The organism is Nitrosomonas sp. Nm132 (assembly GCF_900100485.1).
GTDB lineage: Bacteria > Pseudomonadota > Gammaproteobacteria > Burkholderiales > Nitrosomonadaceae > Nitrosomonas.
The window spans coordinates 1-21,512 of the sequence record NZ_FNDH01000022.1 but is presented as its reverse complement, the minus strand read 5'-3'; the positions used below and the strand labels follow the sequence as shown (position 1 = coordinate 21,512).

The following is a 21,512-nucleotide window of genomic DNA, read 5'->3' as shown; positions in this document are numbered from 1 at the left end:
TGTTTTGTAGCGATTACACCCCGCGGCTCTCGAATTAACTTCTTTTGGCTATCAACAGAAAAACGGCGGTTCCAGCCAGCAGTAAAAAAGAAATCAGCGACCAATCTGGAATGGTGAGCGATAGAAACTGCCAGCTGACATCTGCACAGTCGCCATTGGCTTCGAACATACCGGGCCACCACTCGGCGATAGGTAATGCATTCAGAAAAGCCTCTTCAGGGCTGATACCACATTCAAAGGATTCGGGATAACGTATCAGCCAAGCATGCCGTCCAGCGACAGTGGCACCAAGCAATGCAAAAATGAGCATCAGGCTGCTGTATACGCTACGCCCGGTTTTTTGGGGATTGTGCAGGAAAGCAAATAGTGCAGTCAATCCCAGAAACCAATAAGCGATTCGCTGCGCTACGCACAGTGGGCATGGCAATAGTCCTTCTACCCCCTGCAGATATAATGCATAGCCAATCAAACCGGCGCAGCCAAGAAAAATCAACAAAAAGATCGCTCGCATATTTCTCTCTTTTACTTATGTTCTCAACAAATTAGGTAAGTACAGTTAACAAGCAGGGGTAGGAAATTACTTTTCTAAGATATAACCGTACCTGATTGTATGGCATCATCTGCTTTTTTCAGGTCCTTCCGCATGCTGCCTGCAACCATTTTATATTCGAGCAAGCGGCATTCCAATGCACCATTAAATAAGGGAATACGACGTGATACAGTGAGTCGTATGGATTTGGGCAGCATTGGGTCGGCTGTAAAAATATAAGCATTCCAGTCACTAAATTTCTTTTTTAGCACATCGCCTAGTTTAGGATAAAGTTGTGCAAGCGTTTTTTGCTCACCAATACGTACGCCATAAGGCGGGTTAGTCACGATGATGCCGCTTGCAGTTGGGGCAGTGATTTCCAATACATTGGCTTGCTTCAGACTAACGACATCGATCAATCCTGCAGCAGCCAGATTGTTGCGGGCGTGGGCGAGGGCATAGCCGTATAAATCGCTACCGAAAATGGGTTGGGGCATGAGCGGTGATTGTTGAGCCTGAGCTGCTTGCTTGAGGTGCTCCCATAATGCAGCGTCCAATAGTTTGAAATTTTCAAATGCAAAATGCCGGCCCGATCCTGGTGCGATACGACAGGCCATTTGGGCTGCTTCCATTAAAAATGTACCACTGCCACACATCGGGTCAAGCAGTGGAATGCCGGGTTGCCAGCCAGCAAGATGTAAAATGCCTGCCGCCAGATTTTCACGTAAGGGTGCTTCCCCGGCGTTCTTTCTTAAACCGCGTTTAAACAGCGCATCACCCGAGGTATCCAGATAGAGGGTAAATGTTTGCGCATCAAGAAAACCATGAATACGGATTGCGGGGTTGACGGTATCAACATTCGGGCGTTGACCGCAAGCGTGACGGAATTTGTCACAAATGGCATCCTTGATTCTGAGCGTGGCGAAATCCAGGCTACGCAGCGGGCATTTTATCGCAGCCAAATTGACCCGAATAGACAATTCCGGTCCAAACCATTTATGCCACGGGAGCCCATGGGTGATGTTATAAATATCAGTTTCATTATGGTAGTGTTGACTGGCAACTTGCCATAGGATACGGCTTGCGATACGGCTTTCCAGATTGGCGCGATAACAGATGCGCCAATCCCCTTGGAACGCAACCCCGCCTTGCGATGTTTGAATGGCTGTTGCGTTGAGTTGTGCTAGCTCAGTGGCGAGAACAGATTCAAGTCCTCGTGGGCAAGGCGCAAAGAAATGCTGAGACTTCATGTAATAAACCGATTAGATTGTATCGTGCTTTCTTATTTCCCTGTCCATGCCGCATAGGCGAACAGTAGCCAGGCGCTCATGTAGGATAGACCACCCAGCGGCGCGATCATACCGAGCCCACGTATTCCAGTCAGGCTTACAATGTAGAGTGTGCCTGAAAATAACACTATTCCTGCAAACATGACCCAACCTGACAGCTTCAATAGCCGCGAGTGCGGGAAATTGAGCAATACCAATCCGATCAGGATCAGCCCCAGTGCATGATAAAAGTGATATTGTACGCCCGTTTGGAAGGTGGCGAGCATGTCAGTGGCTAGTTGGTGTTTCAAACCATGGGCACCCACAGCCCCGAGGAGGACGCATAAAAATGCATTGATTGCACCGAGCGTGAAAAAGATTCTGGGCATTATCGATTAAATTCCTTTTAAATTGCGAATAAGTGAGAGTAAGGTGATTTTTGTGGTAAAGCAAGACTGCCACAGTCTGCATCACTGTTGCAAAAATGTCTATAAAGACCTATTTTCCTGTGTCAGTCACTTTGGCTTGGGCCCAGCCTTGAGCAAAAGTAACCCGAATATCATCGCCTGGGTGAATCCGTTCCGAGTCGCGCAGGATTTGCCCATCAGCTGTATAAGTGATGCTATAGCCCCGCGCTAGCACCGATTGCGGATTGAGATGCGTAAGATGTGCCTGTTGATGCTGAAGATTATTTTTCAGAATTTCGAGACGCTGCGCGGCAGTGCGACGTAATCGGAGCGCCATGTCATATTGCTGTTTGAGCAGGAAAGGAATATGGGGCGTGCTGGCGTGTAGACGTCGATTAAATTCACTTAACTGCCAGCGGCATGCTTCTGTACGTCTTAGCCCGGCATTGGAAAGCCTTTCTCGCAAGTGTTGGAGGTGTTTCAGTTGATTAAGGACACGTTCGCCAGGATGTAGCAGGCGGTGCGCATGTAAATCGATCATTTGCATGCGCCGTTCAATGCCACGTTGCATTCCATGCTGCATGCGAAGGCTTAAATGGCGCAGGTGATTGGAGATTTCTTGAGCATTGGGAGAGACAATTTGTGCGGCGCCTGTAGGGGTCGGTGCGCGAATATCAGCGACAAAATCGGCAATAGTGAAGTCGGTTTCATGCCCAATACCTGTTACGATAGGAATTGAGCAAGCATAGATGGCTTGCGCGACCATTTCCTCGTTGAATGCCCATAGGTCTTCGATTGATCCGCCACCACGGCAAAGTATCAACACATCACATTCCGCTCGTTTCACGGCTAACTGGATCGCAGTAGCTATTTTGGCTGCGGCACCCTCTCCTTGCACGGGCGCAGGATAAATAATCACCGGTAATGAAGGCATGCGGCGGTGCAAGGTGATTAACACATCACGTAGTGCAGCAGTATTGAGAGAGGTAATGATACCGACTTGCCTGGGGAAGCTAGGAAGTGCCTTTTTGCGAGCTGGATCAAATAATCCAGCTTGCTCCAGTTTGGCCTTAAGACGCTCAAATGCTTCATAGAGTAGTCCTAGTCCGGCACGACGAATGTTCTCAACGGTCAGCTGGAATTCACCGCGCGCTTCATAAAGTGTTGCCAAAGCGTGAACCTCTACTTGCATGCCATCTTTGGGTTGCCAGCTCAGATACTGATTTTTGTGATGGAACATGACACAGCGTACTTGGGCGTTTGTATCCTTAAGAGAAAAGTACCAGTGACCAGAAGGGTATTGCTTAAGATTGGAAATTTCACCACATATCCATAGTAGCGGCAAGGTATGTTCCAGTATCTCCCTCGCACAGCGGTTTAATTCGGTGACGCTTAATACTGACTGAAAGCTAATAGGTTGAAAGGAAAAATTCATGCAACGATTCTACAATAATCCACATTTTTTCTGATCATTTTTTAGCACACTAAAAACCTCCATGAAAACAGTGTCATAATATAACATATTGTTATTAAATATTTTTTATTAAGATCAAGAATTAGGCAGGTTAGAAAATAATGTTTTAATAAGGCTACTTATTCATTATATCCATAGTTTATTCACAAACTTATCCACAGAAATTGTGGACAAGAAAAGCAACTGCACTTTCTTGCCGAAAATACATTGACACGCTACATTACAGCCTGATTTGCATCTGTATTTTGATGATATTGAGCAATCAAACTGATGGTTTAATATCCTCGTATTTTTCGCAAGCTATCGGATCTATTGAACAAAGTATTCTGCAATTGCAGAATAGATTAAATGCCACTATCTATCTGGGAGAATAACGCGTGTTTTCAATCATTCAAGCCGCCGGTTGGCCGATATGGCCAATCATTTTTGCTTCCATCGTCGCCGTTGCCATTATCGGTGAGCGCTTATGGAGTCTTCGACAGAGTAAGGTTGCTCCACGGGATTTGCTGCCAAGAGTGTTACAGGAATATCGTAGAACGGGAATAAGCGCTGAAATGCTGTCGCGCCTGCAGAACAACTCACCGTTGGGGCGTATTTTGGTAGCAGGGCTCAGGAATGTTGGCAGCTCACGTGAAATTATGAAAGAGTCCATTGAAGAAGTGGGCCGTGGAGTGGCACATGAGCTTGATCGTTATCTTACGACATTGGGAACGATTGCTTCTTTGAGTCCATTAATGGGGTTATTCGGAACGCTCATTGGTATGATCGAAATTTTTGGTTCCAATGCGCCCACAGGGAGTAATCCGGCACAACTTGCCCATGGTATATCTATAGCGTTGTATAATGCTGCGTTTGGCATACTTGTGGCGATACCGAGCATAATCTTTTACCGGCATTTTCGTGCCAAAGTAGATGCTCTAGTTATGGAAATGGAATTGCAAGCTTTAAAATTGGTTGAGATCGTCCACGGTGAGCGACAAATTTAAACAAGGCAAGACATGATATAGGCTAAATTCAGTCGTTGTGATTACAGCCAAAGCGGAAATTTGGTCAAGCTTTCTTTACTGCTTCTGTTTTGTCATGAAAGTTGCACTATTTTGTCTAGTATCTGATTTAAAGGAGTTGTTTTGTTAAATCGTGGTTGTTCCCTTGTTACTGGGGGAGGAGGCTTTATTGGGACGCATCTAGTGAGGCAATTGCTGGAACAAGGCGAAGCAGTGAAAGTATTAGAGCTTGCAGATGTATCTCTACCAAGTGATGTGGAAGTGATACAAGGCTCTGTGAACGATGCCGATAGGGTACGCCGTGCCCTAAAAGGTGTGCAGCGCCTCTATCACCTGGCAGCAAATCCGAATTTATGGGCGCAAGACAAGCGTTTGTTCAAGCAGGTGAATTACGAAGGGACGTGTACTGTATTGTCAGAAGCGGCGCGAGCAGATCTGGAAGTGGTGGTATATACTTCTACCGAGTCGATTCTGACTGGCAGGCGCCAAGGAGATCGCCCTATTGATTCATCGGTCATGCGAGAACTGAATGAAATGCCTGGCCCTTATTGCCGTTCAAAATTTCTTGCGGAGCAAGCAGCTTTCAAGGCTGCAAAGGGTGGATTGCCGGTAGTAATCGTTTCTCCGACATTACCGATAGGCCCTGGAGATCGTAGGATTACTCCCCCCACACGCATGATTCTAGATTTTCTAAATTGTAAAATACCAGCCTATCTCGATTGTAAATTTAATATGGTGGATGTACGGGATGTCGCCAGAGGGCATATTCTGGCAGCTCAGCATGGACGTCCAGGAGAGCGTTATATTCTGGGCAATGAGAATCTGACTTTGGGCAATTTGCTGCTAATGATTGAGGAGATCACTGGCTTAGCCATGCCAAAATTCCGCATTCCTCACTGGCTAGCCTTAATTGTGGGAGTGCTTTCTGAATTGACCGCTGACTATATCACTCGTAAACCTCCCCAGGCGCCATTGACAGGTATCAGACTCGCAGCACGTTCCATGGTTTTTGAGAGCGATAAAGCCGTGCAAGAATTGGGTTTCAAGCAAACCCCAATACGCCAGGCGCTGGTCGACCAAATTGAATGGCTGGTTAAAGAAGGGTACGTGACGCGTTCCTTACCGCAACAACTAAAATAGTTGATAATCCATGCTTATCGAATTCTGTTTCGTTTTTTCTGCAAGGTATTTAAATGGCTGCTATCCAGGTCATATACTTTAGTAAGATAAAAATCTATTTCTGGATATGAGACAAAGTCATTTTGCAGTTATATTGTTATATTTCCTGGTTATTCTCTGTACAGGTTGCGCTTCTACGCCAAAGAACGAGTACGGTATGGATGCGGGTGATCCTTATGAATCCACTAATCGTAAATCCTATTGGTTTACAGATGTGATTGACCGGAATATTTTAGAGCCTGTGGCAGATGTTTATCTTGAGCATGTTCCTCATGCCATACAACGTCCTATTGGGAATTTTTATCGAAACCTTGCTTATCCCAATGTGGCATTGAATGCTTTTCTACAGGGAAAAGTACGTCAGGGGTTTGAAGACAGTCTACGCTTCGTGATCAATTCAACCATTGGCTTATTTGGACTTGCTGATATGGCAGGCCATATGGGCTTTAAGGAAAATAATGAGGATTTCGGGCAGACATTGGCTGTTTGGGGTCTAAGCAGTGGTTCTTATATTTTTATCCCTGTTTATGGGCCAAGTAATCGTCGCGATATAGCGGATTTGCCGGTTAGTTTCTTCACTGACGCATTGTTCTTTGCAAGTTATGTGATCAGTGGACCTGCACTGGTTCCTCTTCTTTTTTTGAGAGTGGTGGACAAACGGGCAAGACTTTCAGGGCCCATGAAAATTCGTGATCAATCGGCTTTGGATCCCTATTTGTTTGTCCGCGAGGGTTATTTGCAGCAACGTGAATTTTTGATTCATGATGGTAACCCTCCTTCTGGTCGCTATAATGATCTTCTCCTTGAAGAGGAGGATGAAGAGATAGGAGATTAATAATGCTAAATAAATCAGTTTCATGAGTGACTTATTGTCGCGCTCAATACTATTTCGTTATTCTCAACCGGATATCTGAGTTTTGTATTTAAACCGAATAGCAAAAAAGAATTTCTTATAAAATGAATATATTACAACATGTTGAATATAGGTTCTAATATCCATGTCTAGAATGTCACAACAAATCTTTGACTTTATCAGCATAAAAAAGACAGCTTTGATGGGTCAATGGTTGAAATCAAGCAATACAACTGTAGACGGAATTAATGCATCCAGGCTGAGTAATACAATCTCTTCAGCACGCAATACACTGCTTGCTTTACAAAAAAAAGAGGGTCACTGGTGTTTTCCCTTAGAAGCAGATTGTACGATTCCCGCCGAATATATCCTGATGATGCATTTCATGGATGAAGTGGATGTCACTTTGGAAAACAAACTGGCTCGCTTCATTCGTGAACAACAAGATATGACACATGGAGGATGGCCGCTTTATTATGGTGGCGCATTTGATCAAAGCTGCAGCGTCAAGGCCTATTATGCATTGAAGCTTGTCGGAGATTCTCCCGATGCACCGCATATGGTGCGTGCCCGGTCTGCTATTCTGGCGCACGGCGGAGCAGCGCGTGCCAATGTATTTACCCGATTAATGCTTGCCATGTATGGCCAGATACCCTGGCGTGGTGTTCCATTCGTTCCCGCAGAGATCATTTTGTTTCCGCGTTGGTTTCCTTTTCATCTCAGTAAAGTGGCGTACTGGTCGCGTACCGTCATGATCCCGCTTTCTATTCTGTGTTCTTTGAAAGCCAAGGCGGCTAATCCAAGGAATATTCATGCCCAGGAATTATTTACGGTGCCGCCTGAAGAGGAACAGAACTATTTTCCAGTCCGTACTCCGCTTAATCGGTTGCTTTTGTATTTAGAGCGTTTTGGCTCGAAACTTGAACCCCTGATTCCATCCTTTATACGGAAAAGGGCTTTATATCTTGCAGAACAGTGGATGATCGAGCGGCTCAATGGAGTATGTGGTTTGGGTGCAATTTTCCCAGCCATAGTCAACGCCTATGAGGCGCTGGCGCTGCTTGGCTACGATTATGATCATCCCTATCGCCAGCAATGCCGCTTGGCGCTTCAGGGCTTGCTGGTGGATGAAGGTGAGCGCGCATGGTGCCAACCTTGCACTTCGCCAGTTTGGGACACCGTTTTGACCTGTCTTGCCTTACAGGAAGATCGGGACGCAGACCAGCAGCCCATTCGACGCGCTCTTGATTGGCTCATTCCTAATCAAATACTCGATGCACCCGGAGACTGGCGCGAGAGCCGTCCGGATTTGCCAGGTGGTGGCTGGGCATTTCAGTATGCTAACCCGCATTACCCGGATCTGGATGATACTGCGGCAGTAGCCTGGGCGTTACATCAGGCTGATCACGTTGACTATCAGGTAAGTAAGACGCGTGCGGCAGAGTGGTTGGCGGGCATGCAATCAAGTAATGGTGGATTTGCCGCTTTCGACATTGATAATACTTATTATTATCTGAACGAAGTGCCTTTTGCTGATCACGGTGCTTTGCTTGATCCTCCTTCCAGTGATGTGACCGCTCGCTGTAGCGGTTTTCTGGCCATGCATGGCGATCAGCGGCATAAGCAAGTAGTAGAGCGCGGACTGGCCTATTTATTTAGAGAACAGGAATCCAATGGCGCCTGGTTTGGGCGATGGGGAAGCAATTATATTTATGGCACCTGGTCTGTGCTGGAAGCCATGCGACTCGCCAGCGTCGATATGGAGCATCTGGCTATACGCCGCGCGGTTCAGTGGTTGAAATCCGTTCAACGTGATGATGGTGGCTGGGGTGAAACCAATGACACGTATTTAGATCCCGAGCGAGCCGGACAGTTCGAACAGAGCACTTCATTCCAGACTGCGTGGGCATTACTCGGACTGATGGCTGCCGGAGAAGTATGCAGTGATGCAGTACAGAAAGGGATTAAATATTTGATGGAGACACAGAGTGCTGATGGATTATGGTATGAACCATGGTTTACGGCACCAGGCTTTCCACGGGTGTTTTATCTGAAATATCATGGTTATTCAAAATATTTCCCGCTGTGGGCGTTGATACGATATCGTGCGCTGATTGGGGGGCAGACTTAGTGAGTCTGGTAGGTATTGTCACCGCAATGCGCTTGGAAGCGAAATGTATCACGCCGCGCAGGTTACCTTTCAACGAAATGGTGCACCTTAGAGAAGGTACCGCAATCTGGGTATGTGGTATGGGAAACGATGCCGCCCGGCAAGCAGCAGCTGGGCTGCGCGATAGAGGCGTATCAGCGCTCATGAGCTTTGGTGTAGCTGGCGCGCTGGATGAAACTTTGCGTCCTGGCGACCTTGTCCTCCCTGAACGCATTCATGCGGAATATTTGCATCCTGTCGCCTTGGAATGGCGTGCACGCATCATGCATCATCTGCCTAAGCATGTGAAGGTTGCTGGAGGCACATTGGCTACCAGTCATCAGGTCTTGACTTCGGAAGCCGAGAAACGGGAGTTTTCTGTAAAAAATGGCGCGTGCGCGGTCGATATGGAAAGTGGGGCTATTGCCGAGATCGCGGCCAATGCGGGTATTCCATTTGTAGCGGTGCGTGCCATTACTGATCCCGTCGAATTTTCACCGCCACCGACCTTATTGGGTGCGGTCTATCCTGATGGTAGTGTCAATACGCTGCATTTGCTGACTTTGCTCCTTCGCCGGTCTGTTAATGTAACTACTTTGCTGCGTCTTGCCCCGAGCATGCGTGCGGCCTGTGCCACGCTTCTGTCAGTGGTAAAGTATGCTGATACCGAGCTGGGTGGCGCATTCTCGCCCCAATATTGATTTTTTATAATAACCGGCTTTTGTCACCGCGGCTAAATCCCATGAGCGATTGATCAATCTGCCTGCCAAAGGCGATTACCTTGAATAATTCACCCATTTCAGCGGGACTGACCAATCTTTGTAATTGATTGGCCAATGGCAAATATTGATGGGTATTGTCCGCGGGTATACAAGCTAAAATCTCAGTGATGCCGCAGTTGATCAGGAAGTGCGCTTGGTTGGTGTAGCCAAGTAATTGGAGATCACTATCCAGCGCAACTCGGCTGATTGCGCTAAAGTCAACGTGACTGGTGATATCTTGCAATCCTGGTAAATAAAAGGGATCATCGTGCGCATGGTGTCGGTAATGACACATCAGCGTTCCCTGACTGCGTTGGGGGTGATAATACTCGCTTTGTCCGAACCCATAGTCAATCAGCAGAATCACCCCCTGGCGGAGTATCTGCGCCAGACTGCGCATGAAATGCCGGGTGGCCAGGCTGATCTCGCTGGCGTAGCGGAATGAATCGTGATCCATCGCATCTCTAAATGGTATTAATTCCTGGGCAATTTCAAACAACTCTCCGCCAATCAAAGGGCGCTCCTGCCATTCAAAAGCTTGCTGATTGCAGCTAACCCCCCTCTCATAGACATGATGATTTTGCCACACCACCAGATGGACTGGCATAGCATCGAGCACTTCATTGGCCAGGATGAGGCCGTTAAATTCATTCGGGAGACAGGTTAGCCAATGAATGGATGAAACAAGATGTGACGCGTATTTTTCGAATAATTCGCGTTGTCGCTGCTGTAAATCAGCGCTGACTTCGAGGATGAAGTATCGTTTGGGTAAACAACCTCGCTGTTCCAGTTCAAGCAGCAAATCGAGCGCCAGCTTGCCGGAGCCTGCACCAAATTCCAGAATATCGTTGTGACCGATCAGCTCGAATACCTGAGCAGCCTGTCGCGCAATGGTTTTGCCAAATAATGAAGATATTTCTGGCGCCGTGACAAAATCCCCGGCTTGACCGAGTTTGGCCGCGCCAGCACTGTAGTAACCCATGCCAGGCGTGTAGAGCGCCGCTTCCATAAAATCGGCAAAAGAAATCCAACCACCTGCAGCATTGATTCTTGTGCGAATCGCATTTTGTAATGCGTGGCTGTATTGGAGTGCGGTTTCACTGGGGGTAGGTAAAGTAACGGTAGGCATCTAGAGTGAAGCAGTTTTATGGTAGATTGTGAAAAAAGGTAATAGCTAAGTGTAGCGTATGTAAAAGGGGAAAAGCGGATGACTGTGAAAAATAAAGTTATTCTGGTCACAGGCGGAGCCAAGCGCGTCGGAGCGGCTATTTGTTGTAAGCTGCATGCCCAGGGTGCAAATCTGATGGTGCATTACCGTTCTTCACAGAATGACGCGCAAATGTTACAACAAACCCTCGAACAAACCCGCTCTGATTCGGTTGCGCTGATTCAGGCTGATCTGCTGGATATTGATCGATTACCGGATTTGATTGAGGAGACCGTACGGCGATTCGGTAAACTGGATGCCTTGGTGAACAATGCTTCGAGCTTTTTCCCTACACCGATCGGCCAACTTACTGAACAAGCTTGGGTGGATTTGATGGGCAGCAATCTTAAAGCACCCTTGTTTTTATCGCAGGCAGCGGTGCCTTATCTGGAAAAGCGGCATGGTTGTATTGTCAATATCGTGGATATTCACGTGGAACAGCCTTTGAAAAATTATGTGATTTATAATGCAGCCAAAGGCGGGTTGGCTGCGCTTACCCGATCGCTCGCATTGGAGCTTGCGCCGCTCATTCGCGTCAATGGCGTATCACCAGGCCCTATTTTGTGGCCAGAGCATGAGGAATGGATCGATAAATCGTTGCGCAAGGAGATCATAGACAGGACGTTGCTCAAGCGTATGGGAGAACCTGAGGATATTGCCAGGGCCGTGCATTTCTTGATTGCGGATGCGCCGTTTATTACCGGTCAGATTATCGCAGTGGATGGCGGGCGCAGTATTAATTTGTAACTCATTCGCCAAATGCATCCTTAATCCATTCTATCTCCTGACTATGATGGCCCGTCAGCAGCACAGCATCGAACCGGCAGGGAGGGAGGGTATTAAGTCCAGACAGGTAGTGCCGGGCAGCGCGGATAAGTTTGGCTTGCTTGGCCGTTGTAATACTGGCTGCAGCGCCGCCAAACCAATTGCTTGATCGCATTCTGACTTCGACAAAAACCAACGTTGCGCCATCACGCATGATCAGATCGATTTCACCGAAACGGCAACGATAGTTTTTTTCAAGCAAAATCAGGTGCTGGCGTTGCAGGAACAGAGCGGCCAGGTGTTCTGCGCTACTTCCTTTCATGATGACTTATTCTTCCTGAGTCTGAATAATGTTTAAGTTGTGCGACAATTCATATTGAAAATTATAAGAAACCAGCCATAAGAAATGCTGACCAAAAGTACATTATATGTAGTGGCTACTCCAATTGGAAATTTGCGTGATATCAGTTTGCGCGCGCTGGATGTATTGGCCGCAGTGGACGTGATTGCGGCTGAACATGTTCATATCACGCAACGCTTGTTGGTGCATCACGCCATTTACACCCGTATGATCACGCTGCATCAGCACAACGAACGCGCTGCTACCGAAAAAATTATCGCGATGCTGGCAGCGCAAAAATCGGTCGCCCTGGTAACGGATGCAGGCACCCCTGGCGTTTCCGATCCAGGTGCCCTGTTGATTCATCAAGTCAGGGAACAGGGCTATCAGGTCGTGCCCATCCCTGGCGCAAATGCAGCGATGTGCGCACTCTCAGCATCAGGCATGGTTGCGCCTCATTTTTTATTTTATGGCTTCCTGCCGGCCAAATCTGGCGAGCGCACACGCAAACTGGAATCATTGAAATCCTTATCATCCTGTATCCTGATTTTTCATGAAGCGCCGCATCGCTTGCTGGAATGTGTTACCGACATGATTGCAGTATTTGGGGAGCAGCGTCAGATAACGATCGCCAGGGAACTCACCAAGCTATTCGAAACGATTCATACAGCCGATCTGAGCAATACCCTGACATGGCTGCAATCTGACGAAAATCAGCAAAAAGGTGAATTCGTATTGTTACTGTCTCCGGCAGTAACAGAAAATAGCAAAGCAATCACCGATCAAGCGGAGCATACGCTGCATATCCTGATGGAAAACCTGCCCTTGAAGCAGGCGGTGCAACTGACAGCCGAGATTACCGGTGAAAACAGGAAAAAGCTCTATACGTTCGCATTATCAAAAAAAGAAATGATGTCCAACCATTGAAGATTTAAGACAATTAACATGCAAACAACCCTAACACTTACTCGCCCCGATGATTGGCACCTGCATCTGCGTGATGGCAAACAGATGCAGGATGTGTTGCCTGATACCGCTAGACGGTTTGCCCGAGCGATTATCATGCCTAATCTCAGGCCGCCGATTGTCACCGTTGATATGGCAGTAGCCTATCGTGCCCGTATTCTCGCGGCTGCGCCGGCTCCTCTACAGGGATATTTCGAACCGCTCATGACGCTCTACCTGACTGACAATACGTCGCCTGCTGAAATCAAGCGGGCCAAAGAGAGTGGCGTTGTGCATGCAGTTAAACTCTATCCTGCTGGTGCCACGACTAACTCCGATGCCGGGGTGACGGACATTGCCAGATGCTTTGCTACGTTAGGCATGATGGAACAGATTGGCATGCCATTGCTGGTGCATGGCGAGGTAACTGATCCTGATATCGATGTATTCGATCGGGAAAAGATCTTTATCAGCCGCGTGCTGCTGCCGCTGACGCAGCGCTTCCCCGGGTTACGCATCGTATTCGAGCATATCACGACGTGCGAAGCCGTCGAATTTGTGCGTGCAGCCTCAGAAAACGTCGCAGCCACTATCACCGTTCATCATTTACTGCTCAATCGCAATGCCCTGTTTTCAGGCGGTATCCGGCCCCACCATTACTGTTTACCCGTTCTCAAGCGGGAAACCCATCGCCTGTCCCTGATTGGGGCCGCGACCAGCGGCCATCCCAAATTTTTTCTCGGAACCGATAGCGCGCCGCACCCAGTGTCGGGTAAAGAAAGCGCTTGTGGCTGTGCCGGAATTTACACTGCTCATGCGGCGATTGAATTGTATGCAGAGGTTTTTGAACAAGCAGGCACCCTGGATAAGCTGGAAGCATTCGCCAGTTTCCATGGCGCGGATTTTTATCGACTACCGCGTAACACCGATCGTATTACATTGAAAAAGGAAAGCTGGACAATGCCAGAGCAACTGAAGTTTGGGGAAGAATCCCTGATTCCGCTACGGGCAGGTGAGCGCGTTTCCTGGAAGATATCCAACTGAATTGATTCGACGCAGAGAAAAAATGAATCAGTGCCCTGTTTTTACTTTATCGGTTTCTGGTGGTAACTCGACATTGAATAACCCTTCGCTGCCTCATGATGACAGTTCTTTTCCTTCCCTATTCCACCAGCCGCCACCCAGTGCCACAAATAAGGCGGCGGTATCCTGAAAGCGCTGAGCCAATGTTTGCAGATAATTTATCCTGCTCTGATAATACTGATTCTCGGCAATCAAAACTTGCTGGTAATTAACCAGACCCGCCTGATAATTTGTCTGCACCAACTGCATCCTTTCTTGCGCCAAATCGAGCTCTTGCGATTGATGTTGTAATGCCTCAGCGCCATGCTGCAGTGCAAGCAAGACATCAGCCACCTGTGTCAAGGCGTCGAGGGTGGTTTGACGATAATATGCCAGGGATTGTTGATAGGCATCGATTGCTGCCTTGCGCTGTAACCACAATGTCCCGCCATGAAATAACGGCGCAACGAAGTTGGTACCGATACTCCAGAAATTACCGTTACTCAGAAAAAGATCCAGGAAATTGCGGTTATTTTGACCATAGACGCCACTCAGGGTAAAACTGGGAAACATTGCGGCGGTAGCAACGCCGATATAAGCGCTGTTTTCATGCAGCTGTGCTTCTGCCAGCAAAATATCAGGGCGCTGGCGCACCAGGCTGGAAGGCAGCGTTACGGGCAGACTGGTTGGTAACGAGAGATCAGCTAAATCAATCTTGGGTAATGCATGCTCCCCAGGAGCGTGACCAATCAATGTGACAAGCAGGTGTTCGGCTTGGCTGCGCTTTTGCTCAAGCAATGGGAGCGAAGCTTCCAGTGCTTCAAGTTGAGCTCTCAGATTGACTAGACTGGTGTATGCAACAATGCCTGCTTGCGTCTGCAATTCGCTAAGCTTAATTTGCTCTTGCTGCGAATCAATCATTTGTTGAGTCGCTTGAATCTGAGCTTCGTATGCTGCCCGGGCAATCACGGTATTCACTATATTGCCAATCAAAGTCAAATAGGTGGCCAGCACCGTATAGCGTTGAATATCTCTTCTGGCGCTGAGACTCTCCACCGTACGCCGCTGGATTCCAAACACGTCCAGCGCATAACTGACTGTGGCGGATAATGTGAAAAGGTTGAAAATGCTGCTGGTAGGACTCCCGAAGCGAGCAGCTGAGAACTTCTGGCGACTTGCCCCTCCTGCAAGGTCAATCTGAGGATAGAAAACGCCGTAGCCTGCCCGCAAGTTCTCCTGGCTTTGCTCCAGACCGGCCTGTGCCGCCTGCAGGGTTGAGTTGTTGGCGATGGCTTCCTTCACAAGCGCATCTAGCTGGGGGGATTGGAATAACTGCCACCAATCGGCTGCGATCTCAGCGCCTTGCTCAAAATATTGTGTCTGACCATCAACTGGAGCGGTCTTCTGCAGTTGCTTGCCAGGCAGGTAGCGATCAGTTTCGGGGGGGGAGGGGCGAACAAAGTCAGGTCCAACCGCACAGCCGGTTGATGTCAGTAACCAGACTAACCAGAGTCCGGCCAGCAGAATTCTTTCCTTAATATGAGAAAACTGCTGCAGATCTTCGCTATTCGTTCTCTTCGATATAAACATCTACTAGCTGGCCTGGGTATAGCTGAATATTCTTTGGTTTTTCAAACTGAAAAAGTACCGGCAATACCCTGACATCCACTCGCTCTGTTCGTTGATTCGATAATTGGATCTTGGGCGAAACATAGGGCTGCAAACGAATGAATTCCAGAGGGATGCGAATGTTGGTACCGCGAATCGACATTTGCGCATTCATTTTAGAAACATCAGGCAGCCGGTGAATTAGAATCTCATCGACATAGCACCTCACAGCCAGGTTGTTTTCTGAATTTCCCATCACCATGACGGGTTTGAAATTTTCTGTGTACGTGCTATAGATACCCTGAGGCGAGATATAACTACCCACTGCAGCTCTTATTGACAGTATGACGCCATCGACCGGTGTGCGGATAGTATATTTTGCCAGCAAGGCGTTGCCTGCTTGATAAGCTTTGGATAAAGCGATGTATTGTCGTTCCTGGCTTTGGATATCGTAACTCCAGGCTCCTGCCTTGGTCAGATTGTAGTTCCTCTGAGCAATCTCAAGGCTGGCCCGGGCGACCTTGGCAGCATTGATTGCATTATCCAGACTATCCTTGCTGACCGATTTGGTATCCATGTCATAGGCGTGTTGCAGCTTTTCCAATTGGGTTTCGGCAGTTTTCAGATTTGCTCTCGCAAAATCCAGTTGTGCTTTAGAAATATCCAAAACTTCTTTCCTCGGTTGGGCCTTCAGTTGTTCCAGCAGCGCATGCGCTGCTTCGGACTGCGCACGTTGCTGGTCTACCGTTGCGTGCTGAATGGAATCATCCATCTGAAGCAAAGGTTCTCCCTGCTTGACCGTTTGTCCTTCGGTCACCAGAATTTGAGTGATGACGCCAGCGACTTCAGGATAAAGATTGATATTCTCTCCAGTGGGCTGGTAGCTTTCGATAATACCCGTCGAGTAGATCCCTTTGGCATAGGGATTGGATGCAGGATTGAAAACAGGTGGCGGCGGCACCTTTCGCTGACTGAACAAATAGGCGCTTACTAAACCAACAATCATGCCGCCTATGGCAATGGCGATAATGATCTGGTTTCTCAATTATTCCTCCCGTTCTCAAAACCAATAATCCTGCCATCCTCCATTTTCATGATTCTGTCGGCATAATCGAGAATCCGGCTATCATGAGTGACAATCAAAATACAGCGCTGGTCGCTGAGGATGTTATTTTTTACAAAATCCATGATACGCCGTCCGGTCTCGCCATCCAGCGACGCGGTGGGTTCATCAAAGATCATTAAATCCGGTTGGCTTACCAAGGCTCTGGCCAGGGCAACGCGCTGCTGCTCGCCACCACTTAACTTCATCGGTGGGAGCTCTGCCTTATTCTTGAGCCCAACAATTTCCAGATAGTGTGCTGCTTCGCTGATAGCTTCATCCCAGCTTTGCTTCCTCAGAATCAGAGGGATAGCGACATTCTCGACCGTCGTCAGGCGTGGGAAAAGATGATAATCCTGAAAAACAAAACCCACTTTGTTTAACCGAAATTCAGCAATCTGATCAGATCCCAATTGCCAGATATTGACATTATCTATTGCCACAGTTCCAGAGCTTGGACGCAGAACACCCGAAATCATGCTCAATAATGTCGTTTTTCCACTTCCTGATGGACCAACAATAAATAATATTTCACCAAAATAAGCTTCAAAACTAACCTCTCTTACCGCAAAGGTTTTGAGATTGCCTTCACCAAACCACTTGGTTAGTTCATTGACTGAAATTGCAGGTTTCACAGCATAAATATAAAAGAGGTCGCAGTCAGTTTGAATTAGCTACGGAAGATGTCGAAGGGTTCAATCTTCAGCACCTTTCGTATGCCAATATAACTCGAGATTCCCGCGATAATCAGCACCATAACTAAAGCAAAAGTCAGGGTAGTAAAAGTGATATTAGCAGAGTATTCTGGAATTCTGAGCTTTGCGAGCGTGATGACAAAAGCGCAAAGACCCACTCCTAATCCATAGCCAATTAGCGCCGAAAAGGTCGCCTGAAAAAGAATCATATAAACGAGTTCATTTCCCTTGGCGCCAATTGCTTTCAAGGCACCAAATTTTTCCAGATTCTCCAGTATGAAGGTATAGAACGTTTGTCCTGAGATGGATAGGCCAACCAGGAAACTTACGGCTGTCATGATCAGAATATTGGTTCCCAGTCCGGTTTGATATTTATAGTAATCGGCAATTTTTTGCATGAATTCCTGTTTGGTGAGCGCCTCATAACCCAGCAGTCTGACTTGATCCTGAATATAGGCAATGGCGTCATGACTTTTCGGCTCAACGAGAATATAAGCAACCGTGAATCGTGTTGATGGGATGTACTGAATCGCTTTACTGTAAGTGGTATAAAGAGTGGGAACTCCGAACAATCCGCTCACTGACACCCTGGCTAGTCCCACGATAACGCCGCGATGATCGTTAATCTCAAATTCTGTGCCGAGACGGGGATTTCCCAATTTAGAAATTTCTGTATCCTGAACGGCGATAAAGGCATTCTCAGCATAGATATCCTCGATCTTGCCCTCGATAAGTTCGGGGCGGCCGAGCAGACTGTTATCATCCAGTCCTAACACAGTGACGAATTGAAATACTCCACTTTCAAGCTTGACTAACGCACCTCCGGAATACAATGGGACAGCGTATTTGACACCATCGATGCTGCGAACAGCATCCAGCACGTAGCTTGGCAAAGGAATGCTGCTAGCGACGTTAGTCACCGACGGATCCATCACCCAGACTTGAGCCCCCAGGTTAATGACCGTCGATGAAGCTTTGGTAAGAATGCCCGAGAAAATGGATGTCATCTGGACCATGAGAAATACAGCAAAGGTAATTCCCACCAATAAAGCGGCATATTTACCTTTGTCGTTTACGAGAAGCTTAAAGGCAAGTTTCAAAATCCCTTTCATTTGTCACTCCCTTTAACACACTCATTTTGAGAATTATCGATGGATAAGGATGCGCTGAGAAGTGAATCCATCATGTGCAATGAGCCTTGGTTATCTTAAGGCGATTATCGCACTTTTTTCACTAGCAGTTCGTTTCAGCATTAGCATTACGGATTGACTTATAATAACCATGGTTCTTATACATCATGCAACTCTTGACGGAGGTGACCATGGCGGGGAAAACGAAACGTGCAGCGCTGGTGTTGATGGAGGATCAAAAGAAGATGCTGAAGGAGCTATCCAGATCAAGAACAGCACCGGCGCGCGAGATTGAACGCGCCAAGATACTGATCGACTATGCTGATGGTATCTCTATTACTGGCCTGCAACGGCAAATTGGGGTCGGTCGCCCGGCGATCTACCGATGTATCGACAAGGCGCTGGCGGCAGGTGTGCAGAGGGGATTGAAGGATACCTATCACCGCCCGCACAAACCTGAGATTAGCGATGAAGCCCGCGCCTGGGTAGCGAGCATCACCTGCCACTAAGCCAAAAGATTATGGCTTGGCGGCGGAACTGTGGACAATCTCCGGCTTAGCGCGCTTTGTATCTGAGTGCACTGAGGCGGCGGTCTTTCCCCATCTAGCGCGCAGGCAAGAGCACCGTCTGGCGCATTCTCGATGAGAACGAAATCAAGCCCCACAAGATTCGCTACTACCTGGAAAAACGGGATCCGGATTTTGACCACAAGATGCAGGAAGTCCTGCTGGTTTACCAGGACGTTTCGATCTATCGCGAAGGCGCGGTTCATGACGGACAGCCTGAACCCATCTATACCGTCCGCGTCGATGAAAAACCTGGTGTTCAAGCCATCGGACTAACCACATTCGACCTGCCACCCATTCCCGGAAAACATTCAGCCGTTGGGCGCGACTATGAATATATTCGACATGGCACTGTGTCGATACTGGCCGGAATTGATCTGCATTCGGGGCATATCTTTGCCAATGTGGAAAACCGTCATCGTAGCGCGGAGTTCATCGCGTTGCTCAAGCAACTCGATGAACACTACCCGCCCACGGCGATCATCCGCGTGGTACTGGACAATCATTCGGCACGCATCTCGAAAGAGACCATGGCCTATCTTGCAACTCGGCCAGGGCGCTTCAAGTATGTCCATACCCCCAAGCATGGCTCTTGGCTCAACCTGATCGAGTGCGCCTTCTCGAAGGTGGCCAGAACCTTTCTGCGCCACATCCGCGTAAGCTCCATTGATGAACTAAAGGCACGAATTCTGAAGGGCATTGACGAGATTAGGTGATTTCCGAGAAAGGTTATTCCCATTGAGGTAGAATTGGGCTTCCACTTGTTTAACCACTGAGCCTGATCATGCTGTCTGCCTCTACCCCGACTGTTGCGCCCCTGAGCACCTCCCAAATCGAATGACTGAGTACTAGCAAGTTCGAAAATGCTCGGACCGGAACGCCGGTCCTTTCAGGCGGCGATGACGTTGAAATATTGCCGGGGCAATCCCCGCCAGGCGGAGCGGGTGTTTGGCTGGAACCGCGACACGATCGAACTCGGGCTGAATGAACAGCGCACGGGCGTGATTTGCCTGGGGGCGCAAGCAGCATACTGCGGAAACCGCCTCTGGGAGGAGAAGCACCCAGACGTGGCGCAGGCCCTATGGGCATTGGCGGAATCGCACTGTCAGCAAGACCCGACCTTCCGTACGGCGCTATCGTATACCCGGCTGACCGTGGCGGCGGTGTTGGATCGGTTACGCGCCCAAGGTTTTCCGGAGGATGACCTACCATCGCCCAGCACGATGGCGGAGGTGCTGAACCGGAATGGTTACCGCCTACGCAAGGTGGTCAAGGCCAAACTCCAAAGAAACTCCCGAAAACGGATGCCATCTTTGCCAATATCGCAGACAAGGACGGAAACCCCCTAGCAGACCCTGCGTGTTTGGAAGTTGGGCAGGTCATGCGCCTGAGCATCGACTGCAAGGCCACTGTGAAGATCGGGGAATACTCACGGGGCGGGAAAACCTGCGGTGACACCCAAGCCGCCGATCACGATATGGGCTGCGAGGAAAAGCAGGTTCCGTTTGGGATCGTGGAAGAGGATAGTGGGCAGTTGCATCTGACGTTTGGAAGCTCCTTCAAGACCAGTGACTTCATCGTGGATGGCTTGGAGGACTGGTGACAGGCCATCCCCAAGGAAAAGCAGGCCGTGATAACACACATCCAACTCAAAGTAGACAATGGCCCGGAAAGCAGCGGTGTGCGTACCCAGTTTCTCAAGCGCATGGTGGAGTTCGCCGATGCTACCGGCAAAATCATCCAACTGCTGTACTACCCGCCATACCACAGCAAGTATAATCCCATCGAACGGTGCTGGGGAATTTTGGAACAGCATTGGAATGGTGCCCAACTGGTGGATACCGCAACCATGCTGGAATGGGCGAAAAGCATGACCTGGAAAGGTATCCACCCGATGGTAAAATTGAGCCGTAGGCTCTACCAGAAAGGCGTTTCTCTATCCAAGAAAGCCATGCGGGAGATCGAAGCCAGATTTGGAGCGCAACCCGCTTTTGCCCAAATGGGACATTCTGATAAAACCCGGGTTACGAGTCATGTCGAGGTCTTCAGGAAACAAATCAGGGATGGATGGAGTCGTCATAGCAGGAATAAAAAAGATGAATCGTTCGTTCTGCTTATTTTATCCGCTACCGACCAGTTGCAACCAGTGCCCAGGTGGTGCTTTTCACAGCCTCTGATCCGGAAACAAGGTTTGCGGTTTGCACTGGCGAAGGCGAAAACGGTCCGGGACGAAAACTCAACGTTGGCGCGGGTTTGCAGCCAGAACTGAAACTAGTGCTTAATTGCATTATTAAGCGATAAGGTGCATGCTATCTTCCAGGGAGGAAGGATATGCAGCTATTAAATTGCGATGAACAGACGCGGAAAACATTAGAGCGGCGGGCGAATAGCCAAACGGAGCCCTACAAAGCGGTGTTTCGGGCACGAATTATTTTGGGATATTTGGATGAGCAAGGCGTCATGGCTGT

The 21,512-nt window shown here is 48.4% G+C and carries 18 protein-coding genes and 2 pseudogenes; 10 read left to right on the top strand and 10 right to left on the bottom strand.

Going from position 1 to position 21,512, the window contains the following annotated elements:
* Positions 1-34 precede the first annotated feature (34 nt).
* From BLP80_RS09205 to xseA, 4 genes are all read right to left on the bottom strand, one after another.
* Positions 35-511 (bottom strand): disulfide bond formation protein B, encoded by a 477-nt coding sequence (locus BLP80_RS09205; protein WP_090542537.1) that lies wholly within the window; start codon positions 509-511, stop codon positions 35-37.
* 74 nt (positions 512-585) lie between these two features.
* Positions 586-1,779, bottom strand: coding sequence for a THUMP domain-containing class I SAM-dependent RNA methyltransferase (locus BLP80_RS09200; protein WP_090542535.1), 1,194 nt, complete (start codon positions 1,777-1,779; stop codon positions 586-588).
* Positions 1,780-1,811: 32 nt separating this feature from the next.
* Positions 1,812-2,186: a DUF423 domain-containing protein gene (locus tag BLP80_RS09195; protein ID WP_090542533.1), complete on the bottom strand. Its 375-nt coding sequence runs from the start codon at positions 2,184-2,186 to the stop codon at positions 1,812-1,814.
* 109 nt (positions 2,187-2,295) lie between these two features.
* On the bottom strand, positions 2,296-3,639 hold the full coding sequence (xseA, locus tag BLP80_RS09190) for an exodeoxyribonuclease VII large subunit (RefSeq protein ID WP_090542531.1): 1,344 nt from the start codon (positions 3,637-3,639) through the stop codon (positions 2,296-2,298).
* A 416-nt stretch (positions 3,640-4,055) separates the two neighbouring features.
* Here xseA and BLP80_RS09185 point away from each other — a divergent pair, with 416 nt between their 5' ends.
* From BLP80_RS09185 to BLP80_RS09165, 5 genes are all read left to right on the top strand, one after another.
* The gene (locus BLP80_RS09185) at positions 4,056-4,664 is read left to right on the top strand and encodes a MotA/TolQ/ExbB proton channel family protein (RefSeq protein WP_090542529.1); all 609 of its coding nucleotides are present in this window, start codon (positions 4,056-4,058) and stop codon (positions 4,662-4,664) included.
* Positions 4,665-4,805: 141 nt separating this feature from the next.
* Positions 4,806-5,822 carry a hopanoid-associated sugar epimerase gene (hpnA, locus tag BLP80_RS09180; protein ID WP_090542527.1) on the top strand — a complete coding sequence of 339 codons (1,017 nt, stop codon included), beginning with the start codon at positions 4,806-4,808 and terminating at the stop codon, positions 5,820-5,822.
* Positions 5,823-6,018: 196 nt separating this feature from the next.
* Positions 6,019-6,696, top strand: a complete 678-nt coding sequence (locus tag BLP80_RS09175) for an MlaA family lipoprotein (protein WP_256325029.1) — start codon at positions 6,019-6,021, stop codon at positions 6,694-6,696.
* Positions 6,697-6,859: 163 nt separating this feature from the next.
* Positions 6,860-8,845, top strand: coding sequence for a squalene--hopene cyclase (shc, locus tag BLP80_RS09170; RefSeq protein WP_218120418.1), 1,986 nt, complete (start codon positions 6,860-6,862; stop codon positions 8,843-8,845).
* Entirely contained in the window at positions 8,845-9,564 is a 720-nt protein-coding gene (locus tag BLP80_RS09165; RefSeq protein ID WP_090542521.1) for a phosphorylase family protein, read from the top strand. Before shc ends, BLP80_RS09165 begins: the two co-directional genes overlap by 1 nt.
* Before the next feature lie 4 nt (positions 9,565-9,568).
* On the opposite strand, the gene BLP80_RS09160 is transcribed toward BLP80_RS09165, so the two are convergent.
* A complete protein-coding gene (locus tag BLP80_RS09160) occupies positions 9,569-10,753 on the bottom strand; it encodes a class I SAM-dependent methyltransferase (protein WP_090542519.1) in 1,185 nt (394 codons plus the stop codon).
* An 84-nt stretch (positions 10,754-10,837) separates the two neighbouring features.
* Between BLP80_RS09160 and BLP80_RS09155 the strand changes: the two genes are divergently transcribed.
* Complete coding sequence (locus BLP80_RS09155) at positions 10,838-11,578, top strand: pteridine reductase (RefSeq protein WP_090542577.1); 741 nt, start codon at positions 10,838-10,840, stop codon at positions 11,576-11,578.
* A gap of 1 nt (position 11,579) precedes the next feature.
* On the opposite strand, the gene BLP80_RS09150 is transcribed toward BLP80_RS09155, so the two are convergent.
* Positions 11,580-11,918, bottom strand: a complete 339-nt coding sequence (locus tag BLP80_RS09150) for a YraN family protein (RefSeq protein WP_090542517.1) — start codon at positions 11,916-11,918, stop codon at positions 11,580-11,582.
* 84 nt (positions 11,919-12,002) lie between these two features.
* On the opposite strand from BLP80_RS09150, the gene rsmI reads away from it, so the two are divergent.
* Complete coding sequence (gene rsmI, locus BLP80_RS09145) at positions 12,003-12,863, top strand: 16S rRNA (cytidine(1402)-2'-O)-methyltransferase (RefSeq protein ID WP_090542515.1); 861 nt, start codon at positions 12,003-12,005, stop codon at positions 12,861-12,863.
* An 18-nt stretch (positions 12,864-12,881) separates the two neighbouring features.
* The gene (gene pyrC / locus BLP80_RS09140) at positions 12,882-13,925 is read left to right on the top strand and encodes a dihydroorotase (RefSeq protein ID WP_090542513.1); all 1,044 of its coding nucleotides are present in this window, start codon (positions 12,882-12,884) and stop codon (positions 13,923-13,925) included.
* A 93-nt stretch (positions 13,926-14,018) separates the two neighbouring features.
* Here pyrC and BLP80_RS09135 read toward each other — a convergent pair whose 3' ends face one another.
* The 4 genes from BLP80_RS09135 to BLP80_RS09120 are packed head-to-tail and all read right to left on the bottom strand — an operon-like array spanning position 14,019 to position 18,460.
* On the bottom strand, positions 14,019-15,533 hold the full coding sequence (locus BLP80_RS09135) for an efflux transporter outer membrane subunit (RefSeq protein ID WP_090542511.1): 1,515 nt from the start codon (positions 15,531-15,533) through the stop codon (positions 14,019-14,021).
* Positions 15,508-16,596, bottom strand: coding sequence for an HlyD family secretion protein (locus BLP80_RS09130; protein ID WP_090542509.1), 1,089 nt, complete (start codon positions 16,594-16,596; stop codon positions 15,508-15,510). Before BLP80_RS09130 ends, BLP80_RS09135 begins: the two co-directional genes overlap by 26 nt.
* Positions 16,593-17,288 carry an ABC transporter ATP-binding protein gene (locus BLP80_RS09125; protein ID WP_090542506.1) on the bottom strand — a complete coding sequence of 232 codons (696 nt, stop codon included), beginning with the start codon at positions 17,286-17,288 and terminating at the stop codon, positions 16,593-16,595. Before BLP80_RS09125 ends, BLP80_RS09130 begins: the two co-directional genes overlap by 4 nt.
* 35 nt (positions 17,289-17,323) lie before the next feature.
* Complete coding sequence (locus BLP80_RS09120; protein WP_090542504.1) at positions 17,324-18,460, bottom strand: ABC transporter permease; 1,137 nt, start codon at positions 18,458-18,460, stop codon at positions 17,324-17,326.
* Positions 18,461-18,669: 209 nt separating this feature from the next.
* On the opposite strand from BLP80_RS09120, the pseudogene BLP80_RS09115 reads away from it, so the two are divergent.
* Positions 18,670-19,760 (top strand): annotated as a pseudogene (locus BLP80_RS09115) (IS630 family transposase).
* 147 nt (positions 19,761-19,907) lie between these two features.
* A pseudogene (locus BLP80_RS09100) lies at positions 19,908-21,313 on the top strand (transposase).
* Positions 21,314-21,512: the final 199 nt, after the last annotated feature.